This is a genomic window from Psychrobacter sp. SHUES1 (assembly GCF_001652315.1).
GTDB classification, from domain to species: domain Bacteria; phylum Pseudomonadota; class Gammaproteobacteria; order Pseudomonadales; family Moraxellaceae; genus Psychrobacter; species Psychrobacter faecalis.
The window spans coordinates 1-19,420 of the sequence record NZ_LXWA01000072.1 but is presented as its reverse complement, the minus strand read 5'-3'; the positions used below and the strand labels follow the sequence as shown (position 1 = coordinate 19,420).

The following is a 19,420-nucleotide window of genomic DNA, read 5'->3' as shown; positions in this document are numbered from 1 at the left end:
GTCATACCCGTTAAGTCGAACTCTAAAAACAGCAACAATGACACACTAGACTGGTATTTGTATCGTTGCCGTCACTTGGTAGAAAACGCTTTTGCTAGGTTGAAACATTTTAGGGGCATTGCCACGCGATATCATAAGCTCAAAGATAGCTATGCAGCAGCGGTAATGCTTGCTTGTGTCTTTATCTGGTTGCCACTCATTTGAATTCTATACACGCCCTAATAGGCCGATTTTTTATAGTGAGTTTACAGATTTTAAAGTAAGGACTGTTAATAGGGCGCTAGGATTTCTTAGCTCAGACAGGTACAATATAGTCTCGATCAACGGTCAAAAAGAATTGACCGAGCATAAGACAGGCATGCAAAAACTTGCAGGCGCTGTCTTTATTTTTATCGCACCCTATTTTTTATCGCACCCTTTATTGGAGTTACTATGTCAACTGCGTCTATTACGTCAACTGCCCAAGGATCTGCTACCGTTTTGGACGGTAAAGCACTTGCTAAACAAATAGAACAGCAACTGAGTGCGCGTGTAGACGCTATTAAAGCGAAAACAGGCCGTACTCCAAGCCTCGCGACGATATTGGTCGGTGACGATCCTGCTTCTGCGACTTATGTACGTATGAAAGGCAATGCGTGTAAGCGTGTCGGCATGGACTCTATACGCGTTGAAATGCCAAGTGCGACGACGACTGCAGAGCTGATGGCAAAAATAGATGAGCTAAATAGCAATCCAGACGTGCATGGTATTTTGCTGCAGCACCCAGTACCGGCTCATATCGATGAGCGTGCTTGCTTTGAGCAGATTGACTTGGCAAAAGACGTCGATGGTGTGACCTGCCTTGGCTTTGGTCGTATGGCGATGCAGCAGTCCGCTTATGGCTCATGTACGCCGCAAGGTATCATGCATTTACTAGAGCATCATAATATTGAGCTTGCTGGCAAAGAAGCCGTGGTCGTAGGGCGTAGTGCCATTTTGGGTAAACCAATGGCGATGATGCTATTGAATGCCAACTGCACGGTAACGATTTGCCATTCAAGAACGCAAGATTTAGAGTCGCATATTAAACGCGCTGATATCGTCGTTGGCGCAGTGGGTGTGCCTGAGCTGATTAAAGCGGAATGGATTAAAGAAGGCGCGGTGGTGATCGATGCAGGTTTCCATCCAACGGATAATGGCGGCGTCGGTGATATCGAGTTGCAAGGCGTAGAAAATATCGCTAGTGCTTATACACCAGTTCCAGGTGGCGTTGGCCCTATGACCATTAATACGCTTATTCGCCAAACCGTTGATGCGGCCGAAAAATCTGCTGGTTTAGACAACAGTGCAGTCAGCTAATGAAGCCGCTGTCAGAGCAAAAACCAGAACAGCAATCTGAACAGCTATCGACAGAGAAAAATAATAAAGCCTATCAAAGCAATGCTATCGATGTAGCAAAATCCAATATGGGTATCCATGAGCGCATGCAGCATATCGGCCGTGAGTTTGTCGATATCTGCCACTATATTATTTTATTCTTAATCAGCGTGGTGGTCGTTTGGACGGCGGGCAAAGAGTTCTTTTCTATTGTGCAAAAAGGCTCAGCAGATTTAAAAGATATTTTATTGCTGTTTATTTATCTTGAACTGCTCGCCATGATTGGGATTTATTTTAAAACTCATCGTTTGCCGGTGCAGTTTTTGATATTTATTGCCATTACCGCTTTATCACGCCATTTGGTGGTTGATGTACAAGCGGTATCCGATAACTTCCATCTTTGGCTATTGGCAACGATTTCCTTTGCCATTATGGTACTGAGTGCGTCGATTGTAATATTAACGTGGACGGCGAAGATGTTTGGGCGACCAGAAGATTATTTGGATGATCATCAAATAAGAAGTACCGAGCATCATCTGCCAAGCGTTGATAGTAAGCCTTATCGTAAATAAGGTCTTTTCAAAAAACATCATTGTTGAATGGCTTTCAATAAATTGCTGCGAATAAATGGTTTTTAATAAAAAAGGGTTGCCAATTAAATGGCAGCCCTTTTTTTTGAAATGCTCTTAAATTATAGCCAACCCAAGCGTTTAAAGTTAAAGTATAAAAAGCTACATAACGAGATAATAACTGCCATGATAACCAGATAAGAATACTGCCAATGCAGCTCAGGCATAAAATCAAAGTTCATGCCATAGATACCAGCAATTGCTGTCGGTACGGCCAAAATACCAGCCCAAGCAGCAAGTTTACGGACCACCTCATTCTGTCCCATATTTACCATGGCGAGGTAAGTATTCATGACCACGCTAAGCATTTCATTTAAGCCATTAATCGCATCTAAAGAATGCAGTAAATGGTCATTGACGTCACGAAAATAAGGTTTAGCAGCATGAGAAAACGGCGAGATTAAGTCGCTTTTATTGTGATTAATAAAGAAACTACAGATATCTTGTACCGGTAAAATCACCGCCCGCATATGCACCAGCTGGGATTTTAATTCATACAGATTTCTAAGCGTTTCTTTATTAAACTCATAAGTAAAAATGTTACGTTCTTGCTCACGCAGATAACTGCCTAAGCGATCGGTAATCGGCATATAGTTATCGACGATAAAATCGAGTATGGCATGCAGGACAAAGATAGGCCCCATGCGCAGCTTTTCTGGGCGGCGATGACAGTGTTCGCGCACCGGCGCATAAGAGTTCGACGGCCCATTACGAATGGTAATCAGATAGTTTTTGCCCATAAATATCGCCGTGGTGCCGTAGCGAATGACGTTGTCTTCCAGTTTGGCAGTTCGTAGCACCACAAATATCATGTCATTGTCATAGTTTTCTACTTTTGCGCGCTGATGGTCAGCAAAGGCATCTTCAATGGCTAGTTCGTGCAGCTCAAAGGCATCTCTAACTTTTACCATGGTCTCTAAACTGGGGTCATAAAGACCCAGCCAAATAAACTGCCCGCTATTACTTAAAGCGCGACTGACGTCATTTAGGCCGATCTTATTGACTTTTTCGCCCGTTTTACGCGAGTAGGCATAGCAATTGACCACTTCATCATCGCTCGATAAGTCGATATCTTCATAGCGCTCAGAGTCGGGGTCATAGACGGTCATGGTCTCAATCGTATCTTCGACCGTCGCATCGGCATCGCCATAAATATAGCTGTCGTAGCTGGCATAATTGTCTAAATAAGAGCGCTCATCGCCCATGCTGGTGTCGATAAGGCTGACATTAGAGTCAGGTGTGATACGCGTTGTCGGTTTGACAATCAGGTCATCATCTTGGTTCATACCTTATCCTTTAGTCGGTGGCTAATATTAAATAAATGTTAAATAAACGTGAAAATGACATGGGCTAAAACATCTTTAGCCTATTAATTTATGTCCCTCACCTTTTTTATATTGCTTCTCTGCAAACTACAATGCATAGCGTTTTAGCGTGTCGATATCCACCAAGCTTAATAAGCTTTCGTGACAGGCTTCGAGCTTTATCTGCGGGGCAATGTCGAAGTCTAATGCTTCAACCCAGCGTAGCGCGCAGATACACCAGTAATCACCAGGTTGCAGGCCAGAAAAACCATACTCAGGCAGCGGCGTAATCAAGTCATTACCACGACTGGCAGAAAAGTTTAAAAATTCACTGGTCATCTTCGCGCAGACGGTATGCTGACCGACGTCATGGTTACCGGTATGACAAAAGCCATTGCGGTAATAGCCAGTAATAGGGTCAAAACAACAGCTGGCAAGGGCAGTGCCAAGGACGTTGGTTTGGTTGATGGCAGGATTTGGGTGGTAATCAGATGACATAAGACTTTCCGAGATAAAAATATGCTTTAGTGTAACATGAGTCTAGCGGTAAGACGTTATCAAGCAACAGATGGTAAACGCTTTACAAGGTTTAAGTACGGTTTATGAGACAGGCTGTTTCTTTGTTAAAGAATAAGTTTAGGAGATAATGAGTTTAATACATCATGCGTTTGAAAAATAATTAGATGGCAATTGGGTTCAATTGTCACTAGGCGAAGCTTGACTGCTATGCTAAACTAAAGCATAAAGTGCCTTGATTATTTATCATAGTTTTCTATCGCATAAATTTTAGCGCATAAAGATACTCGTCTTATCATCCTAACTTATACTTATTACTCACCCTTTTGCGGTCACCTAGTTTGCTTATAGATAATTGGGTCGGTGATGTTGCGCGTCAAAAATACAAAACGCCTTATATCACTGCCATTATGAATACGACTTTTTAGTACCGCATCAGTACCGCGTTTTTGGTAAGCGCTACGCCAAACAAGGATTCATTGTGTCTGTCAGTTCTGATTTTGCAAAACCTGCCCAGTCAAATACGACAAAACCAGCGGCGACCCAGCCTGCTGATAACCGTGCTGCCGCTAATGGTCTGCCATATCTCAACAACTTTGCCAGTGACGTTGCCAATAACAGCTGGCTGCTGCCTGATGGGGTTGTCGATGTGCTGTTTGAAGATGCCCATAAACAAGAAGTGCTGAGACATCAATTGATCCAGCAGCTTATTAGCCATGGCTATGAGTTGGTCAATCCGCCGATGATTGAGTTTACCGAATCGTTGTTGAGTGAAGCTTCAGAAGATTTAAAACGTCAAACCTTTAAGATTATTGATCAGCTGACTGGTCGTTTGATGGGCGTGCGCGCCGATATTACGCCGCAGATTTTGCGTATTGATGCCCATCACGGCGGTCATGGTATTGCGCGTTATTGCTATGCAGGCGACGTCATTCATACTTTGCCTTCAGGGCTCTTTGGCTCACGTACACCGCTACAACTCGGTGCGGAGATATTTGGTTGCGGCGAGCTTGCAGCTGATATCGAGCTGATAGATGTGCTATTTAGTATGGTAAATAGCTTGGATATGAGTGCAGCGCTACATATTGACTTGGGTCATGTGGCGATATTTAAGCGTTTGGCAGCATTGGCTGAGTTGTCGGATAATGACACCGAGCAGTTGATGCATCTTTATGCCAATAAGAATTTACCTGAGCTAAAACGTGTCTGTCAGCTACTGACAATGGGTAATGATTTTTACGCATTGGCGCGCTTTGGTCATGATATGGCAAAGTTATTAGACACGCTGTCAAATACTGCTAAGCAAGATACACACATCGTGACGGCTGTCGATGAGTTGCAACGTCTAAAGACTCATTTAGAAACGCAGTGGCAGACGCCAGTCAGTATCGATGTGACCGAACTGTCGGGCTATCATTATCATACCGGTATTATCTTTAACGGCTATATCAATAGTGAAACCCAGCCGCTGGTACGTGGTGGGCGTTTTGATGGTATGCAAAGTGTTGGTCAATTAAGCGTAAAGCAGCCCCGTCAAGCGACAGGCTTTAGTATGGATGTCAGCCGTTTGCTGGCGCATACGCAGCTTGAGTCACCGATTATTGTATTGGTTGACTATCAAGCGTTACAGCAGGCTGATACTGATAAAACGCAAATGCAGAATCTATTGCAACAGGTCACAAGCTTACGTCAGCAAGGTTATCGTGTCACTATGCCATTAACGGCTGATGACCGTCCAGCAGCGCTGACGCACCGTTTAAACTTCGTAGATAATGGGTGGCAGTTAGAGACCGTTTGAGCTTAAAAGCTGTTTACTCTTAAGTGCCATTTTATCTTAAAAGCTATATTTGAATTTACAATCTATTTCAAGAAATATTATTAAATGACTGAATCATTAAAATGCTAAAGAATGTATTCTAACTATATTTTTTTAGCGTAAATTCAGTTTTAAACCGTTATTGCACACACCTCAATACATAAAGGTAAGGATTAATCATGGGTAAGAATGTCGTAGTTTTGGGTAGCCAATGGGGCGATGAAGGTAAAGGTAAAATCGTTGATTTACTGACCGAAAAAGCCGCAGCCGTTGCACGTTTCCAAGGCGGGCATAATGCCGGTCACACCTTAGTTGTCGATGGCAAAACCACCGTTTTACATCTAATTCCATCAGGTATCTTACGTGAAGGCGTAACGTGCTTCATCGGTAACGGCGTGGTGCTTGCACCTGACGCTCTATTAAAAGAGATGAAAGCTCTAGAAGACAAGAACGTTCCAGTTCGTGAGCGCCTACGTATTTCACCAAACTGTCCATTAATTATGCCTTATCACGTGGCGCTTGACCAAGCACGCGAAGCTAAGCGCGGCACGGGCAAAATCGGTACCACAGGTCGCGGTATTGGTCCCGCTTATGAGGATAAAGTTGCGCGCCGTGCAATTAAACTTGCTGACTTGTTCCGTGATGACTTAGAAGAAAAACTACGTAATTTAATTGAATATCATAACTTCCAACTGACTCAGTACTATAAAGTTGATGCCATTGATTTTGATGAAACCTTTAAGCTTTGCCAAGAGTGGCGCGAAGAAATCAAAGGCATGGTTACCGATGTGACCGAAGATCTAAACCAGCTACGTCTTGCTGGTAAAAACCTAATGTTTGAAGGCGCGCAAGGTACCTTGCTTGATATCGACCATGGTACTTATCCGTTTGTGACCAGCTCAAGCGTCACTGCGGGCGGTGTATCGACTGGTACTGGTATTGGTCCATTGTATTTAGACTATGTATTAGGTATCACTAAAGCTTACACCACGCGTGTTGGTAGCGGTCCGTTCCCAACTGAATTGTTTGATGATGTTGGGGCGCATTTGGCCAAAGTTGGTCATGAGTTTGGTGCAACTACCGGTCGCGCGCGTCGCTGTGGTTGGTTCGATGCTGAGTCATTACGCCGTGCTGTGGTACTGAACTCTATGTCTGGTATCTGTCTAACCAAGCTTGACGTATTAGATGGATTAGAAGAGCTATTAATCGGTGTTGGTTATAACTTACCTGAGACGGAGTGTGCTGGCGCGCATGATGCTGAATTCTATGAGTCAGTCACGCCTAAGTACGAAACCCTACAAGGCTGGAGCGAGTCAACCGTTGGTATCACAAGCTATGATGACCTACCAGAAAACGCCAAGATTTACATCAAACGTATCGAAGAGTTGATTGGTTGTCCAGTTGATATCATCTCAACCGGTCCTGACCGTGAAGAAACGATTGTATTGCGCGATCCGTATGATGCTTAATTAGTAAAACAGCTCTATTATAAGTCATTCATAAAACCCTAATGCTGAGCATTGGGGTTTTATTTATGAGTATTATCTTGTGAGTAATGTCTCATCATTTTCTATTATGTGAACTATTATTAATGCCAAATGATAAAAAGTGTTAATCACTATTAATTTCTAACGATAAAAAATCAAGATATCTGGCGATTGCATAACCTGTGATAAGAAAAATAGTATAAAGAGGGAAATTGCTAACATTATTCTGGTTTAATTGGTATATTATGTTATAAATGAATGTAACTTTATCAATATATGAAAAGGAAAACGTGATGAAAGCGACTGTTATCAAGCACTCTATAGGCAAAAAAGTTTTAGCGCTGCTAACGTCGGCAGCTTTTATGTTTCCTATGCTGTCTTGGGGCGCCCAAAATTGTGATAAACCCATCAATGATTTTGACGGTCTTTATTGCTTAACTAAAGTATACCTAGAAGCCGATAAAGAGCTTAATAACTCTTATACCAAGCTAAATAAAGTTTTAAATAGCCAGCAAAAAACCATACTTAAACGTGGGCAACTTGCTTGGATGCGTGACCGAAATGATCAATGCAGCTATCATGATGAAGATGGTTTTTATGTCAATATGGACTGCGCTACCCGTATTACTACCAAACGGGTCAATTTCTTAAATGATCGTGTACGTGAATGTAATGCTGGCAGCTGTCGAGACAGTCGTTTAGGAGAGTAATTGGCTAAACGTATGGTTATAAAAGCGATTGTAATGGTATTTGTCTTGCCTTTATAGCAGTAAACTTTAAATATATCAGTAAGCTTTAAAATAGTGCTTTTCTAAAGCATAGCAATTTTAAAGCTTTTTTAAACCTTAATTTTCTGAGCGCTTAGCGTAATTAACGCTATCATTTACAGGCTCAATCATTATAATAGGCAACAATCCTGTGTTGGTGTCCAATGTTGTTTGAATTCATATTTTCATATTGATAAATCATGAGTCATTTCAATAAATCCAAGTCAACATGGTGGGCTGAGATAAAATGAGTGGTTATTGATAAAACCACCTCTTTACTATTCCATGCCTTATTTTAGTTCAATTTTTTAACCCCTCATCTATTAGGAGCTTTTCATGGCTAACGAACGTACTTTATCTATCATCAAACCTGACGCAGTAGCTGGCAACCACATCGGCGCTATCTACGAACGTTTTGAAAAAGCGGGTCTAAAAATTGTTGCCGCTAAAATGCTACAACTTGATGATGAAAAAGCAGGCGGTTTCTACGCTGAGCACGCTGAGCGTCCATTTTACAACGACCTAAAATCTTTCATGATGTCAGGTCCAGTATTGGTATCAGTGCTAGAAGGCGAAAACGCAATCGCTAAGCACCGTGAAATCATGGGTGCAACTAACCCAAAAGACGCCGCTGAAGGCACTATCCGTGCTGACTTCGCTAGCAGCATCGATGAAAACGCCGTTCATGGTTCAGATTCAGCTGAATCAGCAGCACGTGAAATCAGCTACTTCTTCAATGAAGATGAAGTTTGTGCACGTACGCGTTAATAGCAGCAGTTATTGATAATCGCTTTGATGCTGGTTATCGATAATTAGTGTAGCAAGACGGCTTATATCTTTTGGTATAAGCCGTTTTAGCTATAATAGTTTGATTCTATATTGAAATTCTTAAAGATCTGCCTCATTATTAGTTTTACGAGCATTATCAATCCCTTATCAGCATATTGTCATGATGTTTTTATAAAATTTATGTGTTTATAGATATTTTGATAAAAGAAGCGGATAAAAATGCGCTCATAACGGATTGCTTATGCATACATACATCAGATGTATGATTAACTGGCAACGCCCATCTCAATAATTGCAGCGCTTATTTTAGTGGCTGCAAAAAGGTTACCTATTATGTCCACTCTCGAAACTCCTATCCAACATATCCCAGCACAGACTGCTAAAAAGCCTGCCAATAGCATCAAGCTTGTCGATGAAGCACAAGCAAAAACCAACTTATTGGGCATGACGCAAGCACAACTGGCCGATTATTTCAAAAGTATTGGCGAAAAGCCGTTTCGTGCGACGCAAGTGATTAAATGGATTTATCAGCATGGGGTGACCGATTTTGAGCAAATGACTAATTTGAGCAAATCCTTGCGTGATAAATTATCAGCCCATGCTTGTGTCACGCCGCCAAAAGTGATTCATCGTCAGTATAGCGATGATGGTACGCGTAAATGGGTCTTTGAAGTCACGGGTGGCTCATTGGTCGAGACGGTATTGATTCCGGCCGATGATAGCAAACTAAACGGCCGTAAGACTCTTTGTATCTCCTCACAAGTCGGCTGCGCGCTAGACTGTAGTTTTTGCAGTACTGGTAAGCAGGGTTTCGAGCGTGATTTAACGCCTGCCGAAATTATCGGCCAATTATGGGTGGCGAACGCCTCTTATATGAGCGATGACAATGACAGTTTGGAAAACGTTGACCATAGTTTATGGGAAAATAACGTCACCAACGTTGTGATGATGGGTATGGGTGAACCTTTATTAAATTACAAACCCGTGGTTGGCTCGATGGAGCTGATGCTAAGCGATCATGCTTACGGTTTATCAAAACGCCGTGTGACGCTATCGACTTCAGGTGTGGTGCCAAAAATGTACCAATTGGCGCAAGATATTGATGTGGCATTGGCGATATCCTTGCATGCACCAAACGATGAACTACGTAATGAGCTAGTGCCGATTAATAAAAAATATCCGTTAGATGAGCTGATTGCCGCGGCAAAAAACTATGTTTATGATGTCAATCCGCGTCATAAAAAGCATGTCACGATTGAATATGTCATGCTTGATGGCGTCAATGATAGCAATGAGCACGCCCATCAGCTGGTGGCATTATTAAAAGACTTACCAAGTAAGATTAACCTGATTCCGTTTAACCCGTTCCCGCATGCGCCGTATGATAAATCGAGCAATAACCGCATTCATGCCTTTAGCGATATTTTAAGCCAAGCGGGTTTTGTGTGTACCATTCGCCAAACGCGCGGTGATGATATCGATGCCGCTTGTGGTCAATTGGTTGGACAAGTGGCGGATAGAACGCGTCGTTCAGCAGCGTGGCAGCAAAGTATTAAAGATCGAGAAAGTATTTAATGCTTTTTTTATTGTCTAAAGTTAGGAAGTTAGGATTAAATATTTGCTGATTGAAAAGTGAGTAGGTAAGGCAATGAATTGAATTGCTTATCTGTCGTTTTTATCTCAGAATGGTAATAAAATGTAGTTACGGACATCAATAATAAAGAGCAGTATAATTAATATCAACTAAATTGTACTTATGGGTGCTAAATCCATTAAACTGATGCCTCGATGATCGAACGCATTGACCCACAGTTTTATGATGGCGGCTATGATGACTTTAAAAACTCTTTGTCAGTTCAAATATCAAACCTTATCCTCTCAACCAGCGCAGCAATCAGCTGTTAGTATTGCCCAAACGCGCGGCGCGAAAGCTATTTTGTTAGCTAGTGCGTTAAGTGCTTTGTTATTAAGCGGTTGTCAAAGTACGACGACCACAGATTTGATTGGTAATACACCTTATCAAACATCGACGCGACCGAGCGACAATCGTAATTTAGATCAGCAAGAAATTGCTCGCGTTCGCACGTCACTTGCTGCACAATATATCCGCAAAAATGAGCTCGATACCGCCCAGCGCCAACTTGAAAAAGCCTTTGCTGCCGATAGCCGTTATGCGCCTGCCTATGATATGATGGGCATTTTGTTGCAGCAAGAGGGCAGTCGCCTAAATCTTGCAAAAGCCGATCAATACTTTAAAAAAGCCATTATGCTAGATAAAGATTTTGATCAAGCGCACAATAATTACGGCGTTTATTTGTCGCAAATGAAGCGCTATAAAGAGGCGGCGGAGCAGTTTGAGATTGCAGGGGCGGCGCTTGGCTACGAAGGCCGAATTGGGGCGTTAGAGAATTTAGGGCGTACCTACCTTCAGCTCAATGATCATCCAGCCGCTGCCAAAGCATTTTTACGCGCTTTAGATGGCAACCGTAATAGTGTGATTGCGCATATTGAACTGGTTGATTTGCTACTTGAGCAGCAACGGGTACAGCAGGCTCAAAGGCTCTATGATGAAACCTTGCTACTGGTACAAGGACAGGGTATTAGCCCGCGTCTGCTATTACAGGGTATCAAACTTGCCGCGGCACAAAATAACATAGCAACGCGCCAGCAATTGGCTCAGCAGCTTTTATCCGCTTATCCACTAAGCGATGAAGCAAAACAACTTAAGATTTGGCTTAATAATCCAGAGGCACCATGGAAATGACCACCCCATCATCAAACACACAATCTAACGCTCAGGGATCATTTGGTGCCATGTTGCAGCAAGCCCGCAAAACCAAACAAGTCAGTTTAGAAGAAGCTGCTGCCGAATTATTTATTTTAAAACGTCATTTACAAGCGCTCGAAAATGAGAATTTTGCGGATTTACCACAAGCGGCGTTTGCACGCGGTTTTGCGATTAACTACGCCAAGTTTTTGGGTTTGGATCCCGTAAAAGTAGCGAGCAGCTTTGATGCCGCTTACCCTAATGAGCTAAAAGCGCGCGCTCCTCAGAATATTGAGTCGCCACTACGCCCGATGGGTACGTTGCAGCGCGATACTCACAATCGCATTCGTTTTAATCCCTTATTAATCATCGCCGTGATTGGCGTTATTATTTTAGCGATTTTCTTATTTCGCATGGTGTCTAACGCCAGTAAAGACAATAATGAGCAGCCAGTAACGACCAGCGAAGATATCTCAGCACTAGAGCAAGCGCAAGGCGCAGCGATTGATGTTGATAGTAATGGCGTTGGTGCGTCTGGCTCGGCGCTGAATTTGGGCGGTGAAAGTACAGCTGCCGCTACGCTCGACGTGAAGCTGACCGATGCCGCTGTTGTGGTGATTACCGATGCCTCGGGTAGCAATCTGATGAATGGCTCGCAAACTGCTGGCGATTATAAGTTATCAGGTACACCACCTTTTAACGTACAGATTGATAATGTCAAAAATGTCAGCTTAATGCTTAATGAAGAAGCGGTGGCGTTAGACAGTTATGCTACAGGTACGCAGGCCAGTTTTGAGCTTGCACCTTAATATTTAACAGCTATTAAACTTAACAAAACGATTGTTCTTAACAAGCTGTTAGCTTTAAAAGTAATGTTGGTTTCCAAGTTTCAGTTTTAATTCGTTCCAATTTGTTCCAATGAAAGGGTTTGTCTATGTCAACGTCAGCGCCTATTAACCGTCGTCTTACCAAAAAAATATATGTTGGTGATGTCGCAATCGGCGGCGATGCACCGATTAGTGTGCAAAGCATGACCAATACCGATACTTGTGACGTAGAAGCGACCGTTGCCCAAATTGAGCGCTGCGTCGAAGCGGGTGCGGATTTAATGCGCGTGTCGACACCGACGATGGACACCGTCAACGCCTTTGCCGAGATTCGTAAGCGGGTTAGTGTACCCCTTATCGCAGACGTACATTTCGATCATAAAATCGCCCTAGCGGTTGCAGCAGCGGGCGCCGATTGTCTGCGGATTAACCCGGGTAATATCGGTAGCGACGCCAAAGTCCGCGAAGTGGTCGCTTGCGCCAAAGATTATAATATTCCGATTCGTATTGGCGTTAATGCCGGCTCATTAGAAAAAGACATTCAGCGTAAATATACCGAGCCAACTGGTGAGGCGATGCTTGAATCAGCGATGCGCCATATCGATATATTAGAGCGTTTAAACTTTGATCAATACAAAGTCTCGGTAAAGGCCAGTAATGTATTTTTGACTTTAGATGCCTATCGTCTGATTTCTGCGCAGATTGATAATCCGCTGCATTTAGGCGTCACTGAAGCGGGCGTGTATCGTACTGGCGCGGTGAAATCTGCCATTGCCTTAGGCGGGCTGTTATTAGACGGTATCGGCGATACCATTCGTATCTCCTTGGCAGCAGAGCCAGAAGAAGAAATTAAAATCGGCTTTGATATTTTAAAGTCGCTCAATATCCGCTCAAATGGTGTTAACTTTATCGCTTGTCCAAGCTGCTCGCGCCAAGAGTTCGATGTGATTAAAGTAATGACCGCATTAGAGTCGCGTTTAGAAGATATCCGTGAGCCGATGAATTTGTCGGTGATTGGTTGTAAGGTAAATGGTCCGGGCGAAGCGAAAGAAGCAGACATTGGTATTGTCGGCGCGGCACCAAAATCACTGGTCTACCGTATGGGCGAAAAAAGCCATTTGATTGATACCAATAATTTGGTTGATGAAATCGAAGGCATGGTACGTGCGCATGCCGAAGATTTGGCGAAAAAACGTGAGAATGAAATCATTCGCGTAAAATAAGTCGTCACCCTGATGTATTTTCTGATTAAAATAAAGCGCGATTATTAATAAAAAGTATTAGAGATAGCTTGTTAAAAATTTAAGGATGCGACCGTACTATGATTAAAGCAATCAAAGGGTTTAATGATATTTTGCCTGAGCAGTCTACAAAATGGCTGCACTTAGAGTCGATGTTGGCAGATGTATTGGGCAGATACGGTTATGAGCATATTCGTCTGCCTATCGTTGAGCAAACCGACTTGTTTGCGCGTGCTATCGGCGGCGCAACCGATATCGTCGAAAAAGAGATGTATAGCTTTACCGATAAGTCTGAGCCGCCAACGCCATTGGCATTGCGCCCAGAAGGCACGGCAGGGGCAGTACGCGCGGTGATTGAGCACAATTTATTGCGCGGTGATACGCCGAAACTTTGGTATATAGGCCCGATGTTTCGCTATGAGCGTCCACAAAAAGGTCGCTACCGCCAGTTCCATCAATTGGGTGTCGAAAGTTTTGGTAGTGCGTTACCGGATGCTGATGCCGAGCTGATTGCTATGACGCATTTGATGTGGCAAGAGCTTGGTCTAAAAGATGAGATGCGCTTAGAGCTTAATAGCTTGGGTGAGCTTGATGAGCGTCATGCTTACCGTGAAGCATTGGTTGCATATCTAACTGACAAACAAGAGCAGCTAGATGAAGACAGTAAACGCCGCTTGACGACCAATCCATTACGTATTTTAGACAGTAAAGAGGCGAGTACCCAAGCGCTATTGGCAGAGGCGCCAAAGCTTGCCGAGTTTTTGGGTGCCGAAAGTAAAGCGCATTTTGAACAAGTGCAAGCGTATCTGACCGCACTTGGAATTGAGTTTGAGATTAATCCGCATTTAGTACGTGGTCTTGATTACTATAATAAAACCGTATTTGAGTGGGTCACTGATAAGCTTGGTAGCCAAGCGACCGTTTGTGCCGGTGGCCGTTACGATGGTTTAGTTGGCCAATTAAAATCTATCGGGATTCCTGATGATAAAGGGAATAATAAATCCGTGAAGTCTGAGCCAGCCGTTGGTTTTGCGATGGGACTTGAGCGCTTATTACTGCTTATCGACGCTGTATCACCGATAGCAGAGTTGCCCGCTTGCGATGTTTTTGTCGTTGCCCATCCAGAAGTTTATAGTGCGGGTATCAGTTATGCGCAAGCGCTGCGTTATAGCCGTCCTGACCTGCGCGTAAAAATGTCGAGCGCAACCAGCCTAAAAGCGCAAATGAAAAAGGCGGATAAATCGGGCGCGGCGTTGACAGTGATTATCGCTCAGCAGGAACTCGATGATAATACCATTAGTATCAAAGACATGCAGACGGGTGAGCAAAAAACAGTCGCGCAAGACTGGTTGTCAACTAAAGACAACTTCGTTCGTTAATAAGCGATTGTGGCTTTAGCATTAAAAATTTCATATCAATCTTATCAGGTAAAAATATATGGCTCTGACACCCAATTCGCCAAATGCAGACAATTCAATGCAAGCGTTAAAGCAATATGGCAGCTATATTGTCACTGCGATTTTATTGGCGTTAGCAGCCTATTTTGGCTGGACGTATTGGCAAAACAACCATGCGCGCGTCGATACGGTGGCCGCCGACCATTACGCCGATATTCAACGTTTAAATGAAGAAGTTAGCCTCGCATCACAAAACCCAGACTTAGAAGCAGAGGCGCAAGCGTCACTAGCAGAGAGCCGTAAAAAGCTAGATAAAGATATTGATGCTCTAGTGAGCACCCATGGTAACTCTGTCTATGCGTGGCAAGCGCTAATGATTAAAGCGCGTCAACAAGTGGATAGCGATGATTTTAAAGGTGCAGGTGAGACCTTTAAAAAAGCACTGGCAATCGATTTGGGTGATGCGGGTCTACAAGCGATTACCCGTCTGCGCTATGCCAAAACACTATTGGCAGCGGGCGATGCCGATGCTGCTTTAGCTGAAGCTAATAACGATATGCCAAGCTCGTTTGAGGCAAGCCAGCAAGAGCTATTGGGTGATATTTATTTGGCGCAAAATAATAAAGATGCGGCGATTAAATCTTACAATAATGCTTGGGAATTGTTACGTAGCCGTCAAGAAACGCGTGCAGTATTGGCATTAAAGATGGAAAGTCTCGGTATCGTGCCTGAACCTATTGAGCCGCAAGCTGGACTTATCCAAGAACCTGCTATGCCTGCCCAGCCAGTCGTAGCCGAAGGTGAAAATGCGGCAGACAATAATAAGATAGAAGCTGGCGCATAAGCCAGTTGTTAAAAAGATACCAAAACCAAATATTAAAAAAATAGCAAAAGCGCTAATGTGCTAATAAAGAAAAATTGCAACACGATAAAACGTTGTAAAAACCCTTTTAAAACTAAGTAGCGCAGTGAGTTAAAGAGGCAGTATCAATCATAAGTGCTTATTTATTATACTTATTATTGTGTGCCATTTATTTACTGCTAACTAATTTATTCATGATTACTTTATTGGTAGTGAGAACCTATAATGACTCAAGCTATTCGCTCAAACAAAACGATAAACGTTAAGACAATCAAAACGACGGCCATGCATGTCGCCGTCATCGCAGTGATGGCAACGGCAGTCGTTGGGTGTAATCGAGGTATCAAACCAGTCGTCAATGAGCCTGTAAAGTTGGTACAAATTGCGCAGCCAATTAGCGTGCTGCAGCCGGTTTTTAGTACCGATGTTGGCAGCAAAAAAGCCAGTAGTAAAGATCCTCTTAGCTTGCAAGTAGGCTATGCCAACTCGCAAATTGTGACGGCCTCGCGCGGTGGTGATTTGACTGGCTTTGATAGTAAGGGTCAGCGCCTATGGTCAGTCAATGTAGGCGATCAAATTACCGGCGGCGTGGCATTAGACGCCCTTAGTCAGACGGCTATTGTGAGTACACGCGGCGGTTTAGTGATGGCATTTGATAGTGCCACTGGTGCCAAGCGCTGGCAGCAGCAATTAACCGGTACGGTTTTGACGCCAGCGTTAATCAGCAATAACCGAGTAATTTTATCGGCCAATGATGGTTTCTTGCATGGTTTGTCGCTACAAAACGGTCAGTCTGTTTGGCAGTTTGCCACCCAAGTACCTCCTATCAGCGTACGCGGTACAGCAGCGCCGACACTGTTAGATGATAAAACTGCACTCCTAGCAACGGCTGACGGTCGCTTGCATGCTATTACTATTGATAATGGTCTACCGCAGTGGTCACGCCGCGTTGGCGTCGGAGCGGGTAGTAGCGAAGTTGAGCGCATGAGCGATGTCGATGGTATGCCGATTGTTGATAACAATCAGTTATTTGCTATCAGTTATAGCGGTCAGCTGCTCGGTATTGATCTAGCTTCGCGTCAAGTCATGTTCGTCAATGAACTTGCTAGCTTAAAGTCACTTGCGGTCAATAATCAGCAAGTTATTGCGACCAGTTTAGACGGTAAAGTGGTCGCCTATAACCGCAATAACGGTGAAGTGTTGTGGGAAAGTGAAGAGTTGGCTTATCGTCACCTCACCAATCCTGTGATGATTGGCAATTATATTGCGGTTGGTGACTTTGATGGTGTGGTGCATTTATTTGACCCTGCAAGCGGCAAAATCGTTAGCCGCGTGCAGACCAAAGGTGCTTTGACCAATTTGCAAGTACAAGGCAGTCTGTTAATGACCCAAAGTACAGCAGGACAAGTAGCGATTTGGCAATTAGCACGCTAAGTTTGTTATAAGAGAAGGCTTATTTAAACGTCTATGTTCTAAAGCGATGTTTTAAAACAATGCATTAAAACTAGTTGTCGAATAAAGCGTTAAATAAGCATACTGGTATTAGGTTCAAGAAAAACGCTGCTTTGTCAGCGTTTCGTGCCTTGTGTAAATTGCTTGTTTAAGTAGTGGCTTTCGCGTACTCTATGCGACCGATAAGTGCTAGGTGTTTAAGTGCTAGGTGTTAATGGTATAAGTTATGACGATTGATTGGTAATTATATCTATACGCTTAACCTACCAGACTTTGGACAATATCTTAACCAACACTTATAGCAACTGCTTAACACAAAAAGCTCGCTATTATTTATCATCATTTTATCTTTACCATTTATTTAAATTCGCGGTCGAGTAGCGTTATTATTCTTAATATAAGCGTAAACGCAGCGTCCGCCATTGTACACATCACTGTGTCATTCACTGAGAGTAACCCATGAGTATCAAGCCTGTGGTCGCCTTAATTGGCCGTCCAAACGTCGGTAAATCTACCTTATTTAACCAGTTCACTAAAAGTCGGCAGGCATTGGTTGCTGATTTATCAGGGCTGACTCGTGACCGTCAATACGGTGATGCAACCTACGAAGACAAATCCTTTATCGTAGTCGACACTGGCGGTATTGGCGAAGCTGACGATGGCAGCGGCAACATTGATGACTATATGTCTGAACAGTCGCATACCGCTATTCATGAAGCCGATATTATCGTTTTCGTCGTTGATGCACGTGCCGGTATGATTGGCGCTGATGCTGAGATTGGCAAGTTTTTGCATACCCTCGGCAAGCCTGTTTATGTCGTCGCCAATAAAGTCGATGGTGTCCATGATGCGGCGCCTGCTGAATTTTATGCCTTAGGCTTGGGTGAGCCGTATCCGATGGCTGCCAGTCATGGGCGCGGTGTTGGTAATTTGCTAGAAGCGTTGACCGCTGATATGCCAACGCAAGAAAATGTCGTCGAGCCAAGAGGGCTAAAGCTTGCGATTATCGGTCGTCCAAACGTTGGTAAATCAACGCTGGTCAACCGTTTATTGGGTGAAGACCGTGTGGTGGTGTTTGATATGCCCGGTACGACGCGCGATAGTATTTATATTCCTTATAAACGCGATGGCAAAGATTACGTTTTGATTGATACGGCTGGCGTACGTCGCCGCGGTAAAATCGATGAAAAGGTAGAGAAGTTCTCGGTCATTAAAACCTTGCAAGCGATTGAAGATTCTAACGTGACTATCATTGTGATTGATGCGCACGAAGGCATTGTCGACCAAGACTTAAATATGATTGGTTATGCGCTTGATGCGGGGCGTGCATTGGTAGTTGCTATTAATAAATGGGACGGTCTGACCCAGGATCAAAAAGACTATATCAAGCTTGAGATGGATCGCCGCTTCAACTTTATCCCTTATGTCAAAGTACATCTTATCTCAGCGCTACACGGCACTGGCGTAGGTAATTTATACCCGTCTATCTTACGTGCTTATCAGTCGTCGATGTTTGAGGTATCAACCAACCGTTTGACACAGATTTTACAAGATGCGGTTACGGCAAATCCGCCGCCAACGGTTGCTGGTCGCCGTATTAAGTTACGTTTTGCGCATATTGGTGGTCATAATCCGCCGGTGATTGTGATTCATGGTAACCAAACCTCTGCGCTACCAAAAAGCTATCAGCGTTATCTTGAAAACCAATTCCGTCAAGTTTTTAAACTTGAAGGCACACCGCTTAATGTTATCTTTAAGCAAAATGAAAACCCGTACGCCAATAAAAGTGATACGCCAACCAAAGCAAAAGCGCAGCAATTACGCCAACGTGAACGCAATCGCGCGCAAAAATTTACCACCAAAGATAAGCCCAGATTTACCAATAAAGATAAAAAGCGCTAATCAGATAATATGCTAAGTGTCTTTAATTCTATAGGAAACAAAGACATTCTTAGCGCTGTTTTTCTTTTATTTACTTCTCTGTAATATAAAATGCCATGATGACTATATCAGTCGTCATGGCATTTTTTAATTTAACATCTTAGCGCAGAATTCTCCCACCTCTAAGGTGGGGAGATGAATGCGTTGTTGGTAACTACTCCTACAACCTGTTGTATAATAATTATGCAACCAACTAACAATAAATATCTCATGCCAAAGCAGATCCTAAAAGCCCATAAAATCAGGCTATATCCGACTGATGAACAGCA

At 43.4% G+C, this 19,420-nt stretch carries 17 protein-coding genes; 15 read left to right on the top strand and 2 right to left on the bottom strand.

The window, feature by feature from the left end:
• The 3 genes from A7325_RS13525 to A7325_RS09890 form a co-directional block, all read left to right on the top strand.
• Positions 1-204 (top strand): transposase (locus tag A7325_RS13525; RefSeq protein WP_156508533.1); only part of this gene is annotated, 204 nt, incomplete at its 5' end.
• Between the two features lie 228 nt (positions 205-432).
• A complete protein-coding gene (gene folD / locus A7325_RS09895) occupies positions 433-1,338 on the top strand; it encodes a bifunctional methylenetetrahydrofolate dehydrogenase/methenyltetrahydrofolate cyclohydrolase FolD (protein ID WP_068407707.1) in 906 nt (301 codons plus the stop codon).
• 107 nt (positions 1,339-1,445) lie between these two features.
• The gene (locus A7325_RS09890; protein WP_068407712.1) at positions 1,446-1,928 is read left to right on the top strand and encodes a phosphate-starvation-inducible protein PsiE; all 483 of its coding nucleotides are present in this window, start codon (positions 1,446-1,448) and stop codon (positions 1,926-1,928) included.
• Positions 1,929-2,047: 119 nt separating this feature from the next.
• Here the strand turns inward: A7325_RS09890 and corA are convergent, their stop codons facing one another.
• Together corA and A7325_RS09880 are read right to left on the bottom strand one after the other, a co-directional pair.
• Positions 2,048-3,271 carry a magnesium/cobalt transporter CorA gene (gene corA, locus A7325_RS09885; RefSeq protein WP_068407704.1) on the bottom strand — a complete coding sequence of 408 codons (1,224 nt, stop codon included), beginning with the start codon at positions 3,269-3,271 and terminating at the stop codon, positions 2,048-2,050.
• A 126-nt stretch (positions 3,272-3,397) separates the two neighbouring features.
• The gene (locus A7325_RS09880; RefSeq protein WP_068407701.1) at positions 3,398-3,787 is read right to left on the bottom strand and encodes a DUF2237 family protein; all 390 of its coding nucleotides are present in this window, start codon (positions 3,785-3,787) and stop codon (positions 3,398-3,400) included.
• A 499-nt stretch (positions 3,788-4,286) separates the two neighbouring features.
• On the opposite strand from A7325_RS09880, the gene A7325_RS09875 reads away from it, so the two are divergent.
• From A7325_RS09875 to der, 12 genes are all read left to right on the top strand, one after another.
• Complete coding sequence (locus A7325_RS09875) at positions 4,287-5,603, top strand: ATP phosphoribosyltransferase regulatory subunit (RefSeq protein WP_068407698.1); 1,317 nt, start codon at positions 4,287-4,289, stop codon at positions 5,601-5,603.
• Between the two features lie 197 nt (positions 5,604-5,800).
• Positions 5,801-7,090: an adenylosuccinate synthase gene (locus tag A7325_RS09870; protein ID WP_068407696.1), complete on the top strand. Its 1,290-nt coding sequence runs from the start codon at positions 5,801-5,803 to the stop codon at positions 7,088-7,090.
• 311 nt (positions 7,091-7,401) lie between these two features.
• On the top strand, positions 7,402-7,818 hold the full coding sequence (locus A7325_RS09865) for a lysozyme inhibitor LprI family protein (protein ID WP_068407693.1): 417 nt from the start codon (positions 7,402-7,404) through the stop codon (positions 7,816-7,818).
• A 393-nt stretch (positions 7,819-8,211) separates the two neighbouring features.
• Positions 8,212-8,643 carry a nucleoside-diphosphate kinase gene (gene ndk / locus A7325_RS09860; protein ID WP_068407690.1) on the top strand — a complete coding sequence of 144 codons (432 nt, stop codon included), beginning with the start codon at positions 8,212-8,214 and terminating at the stop codon, positions 8,641-8,643.
• Between the two features lie 354 nt (positions 8,644-8,997).
• Positions 8,998-10,239, top strand: a complete 1,242-nt coding sequence (gene rlmN / locus A7325_RS09855) for a 23S rRNA (adenine(2503)-C(2))-methyltransferase RlmN (protein WP_197488899.1) — start codon at positions 8,998-9,000, stop codon at positions 10,237-10,239.
• A 253-nt stretch (positions 10,240-10,492) separates the two neighbouring features.
• Positions 10,493-11,428: a type IV pilus biogenesis/stability protein PilW gene (gene pilW / locus A7325_RS09850; protein WP_225211664.1), complete on the top strand. Its 936-nt coding sequence runs from the start codon at positions 10,493-10,495 to the stop codon at positions 11,426-11,428.
• Positions 11,419-12,240 (top strand): helix-turn-helix domain-containing protein, encoded by an 822-nt coding sequence (locus A7325_RS09845; RefSeq protein ID WP_413771797.1) that lies wholly within the window; start codon positions 11,419-11,421, stop codon positions 12,238-12,240. Before pilW ends, A7325_RS09845 begins: the two co-directional genes overlap by 10 nt.
• A gap of 125 nt (positions 12,241-12,365) precedes the next feature.
• Complete coding sequence (ispG, locus tag A7325_RS09840; RefSeq protein ID WP_068407683.1) at positions 12,366-13,481, top strand: flavodoxin-dependent (E)-4-hydroxy-3-methylbut-2-enyl-diphosphate synthase; 1,116 nt, start codon at positions 12,366-12,368, stop codon at positions 13,479-13,481.
• A gap of 98 nt (positions 13,482-13,579) precedes the next feature.
• Positions 13,580-14,878 (top strand): histidine--tRNA ligase, encoded by a 1,299-nt coding sequence (hisS, locus tag A7325_RS09835; protein ID WP_068407680.1) that lies wholly within the window; start codon positions 13,580-13,582, stop codon positions 14,876-14,878.
• A 58-nt stretch (positions 14,879-14,936) separates the two neighbouring features.
• Positions 14,937-15,740: a YfgM family protein gene (locus tag A7325_RS09830; protein ID WP_068407677.1), complete on the top strand. Its 804-nt coding sequence runs from the start codon at positions 14,937-14,939 to the stop codon at positions 15,738-15,740.
• Positions 15,741-15,983: 243 nt separating this feature from the next.
• Positions 15,984-17,192, top strand: coding sequence for an outer membrane protein assembly factor BamB (gene bamB, locus A7325_RS09825; RefSeq protein WP_068407674.1), 1,209 nt, complete (start codon positions 15,984-15,986; stop codon positions 17,190-17,192).
• A gap of 477 nt (positions 17,193-17,669) precedes the next feature.
• Complete coding sequence (gene der / locus A7325_RS09820) at positions 17,670-19,112, top strand: ribosome biogenesis GTPase Der (protein ID WP_068407671.1); 1,443 nt, start codon at positions 17,670-17,672, stop codon at positions 19,110-19,112.
• Positions 19,113-19,420: the final 308 nt, after the last annotated feature.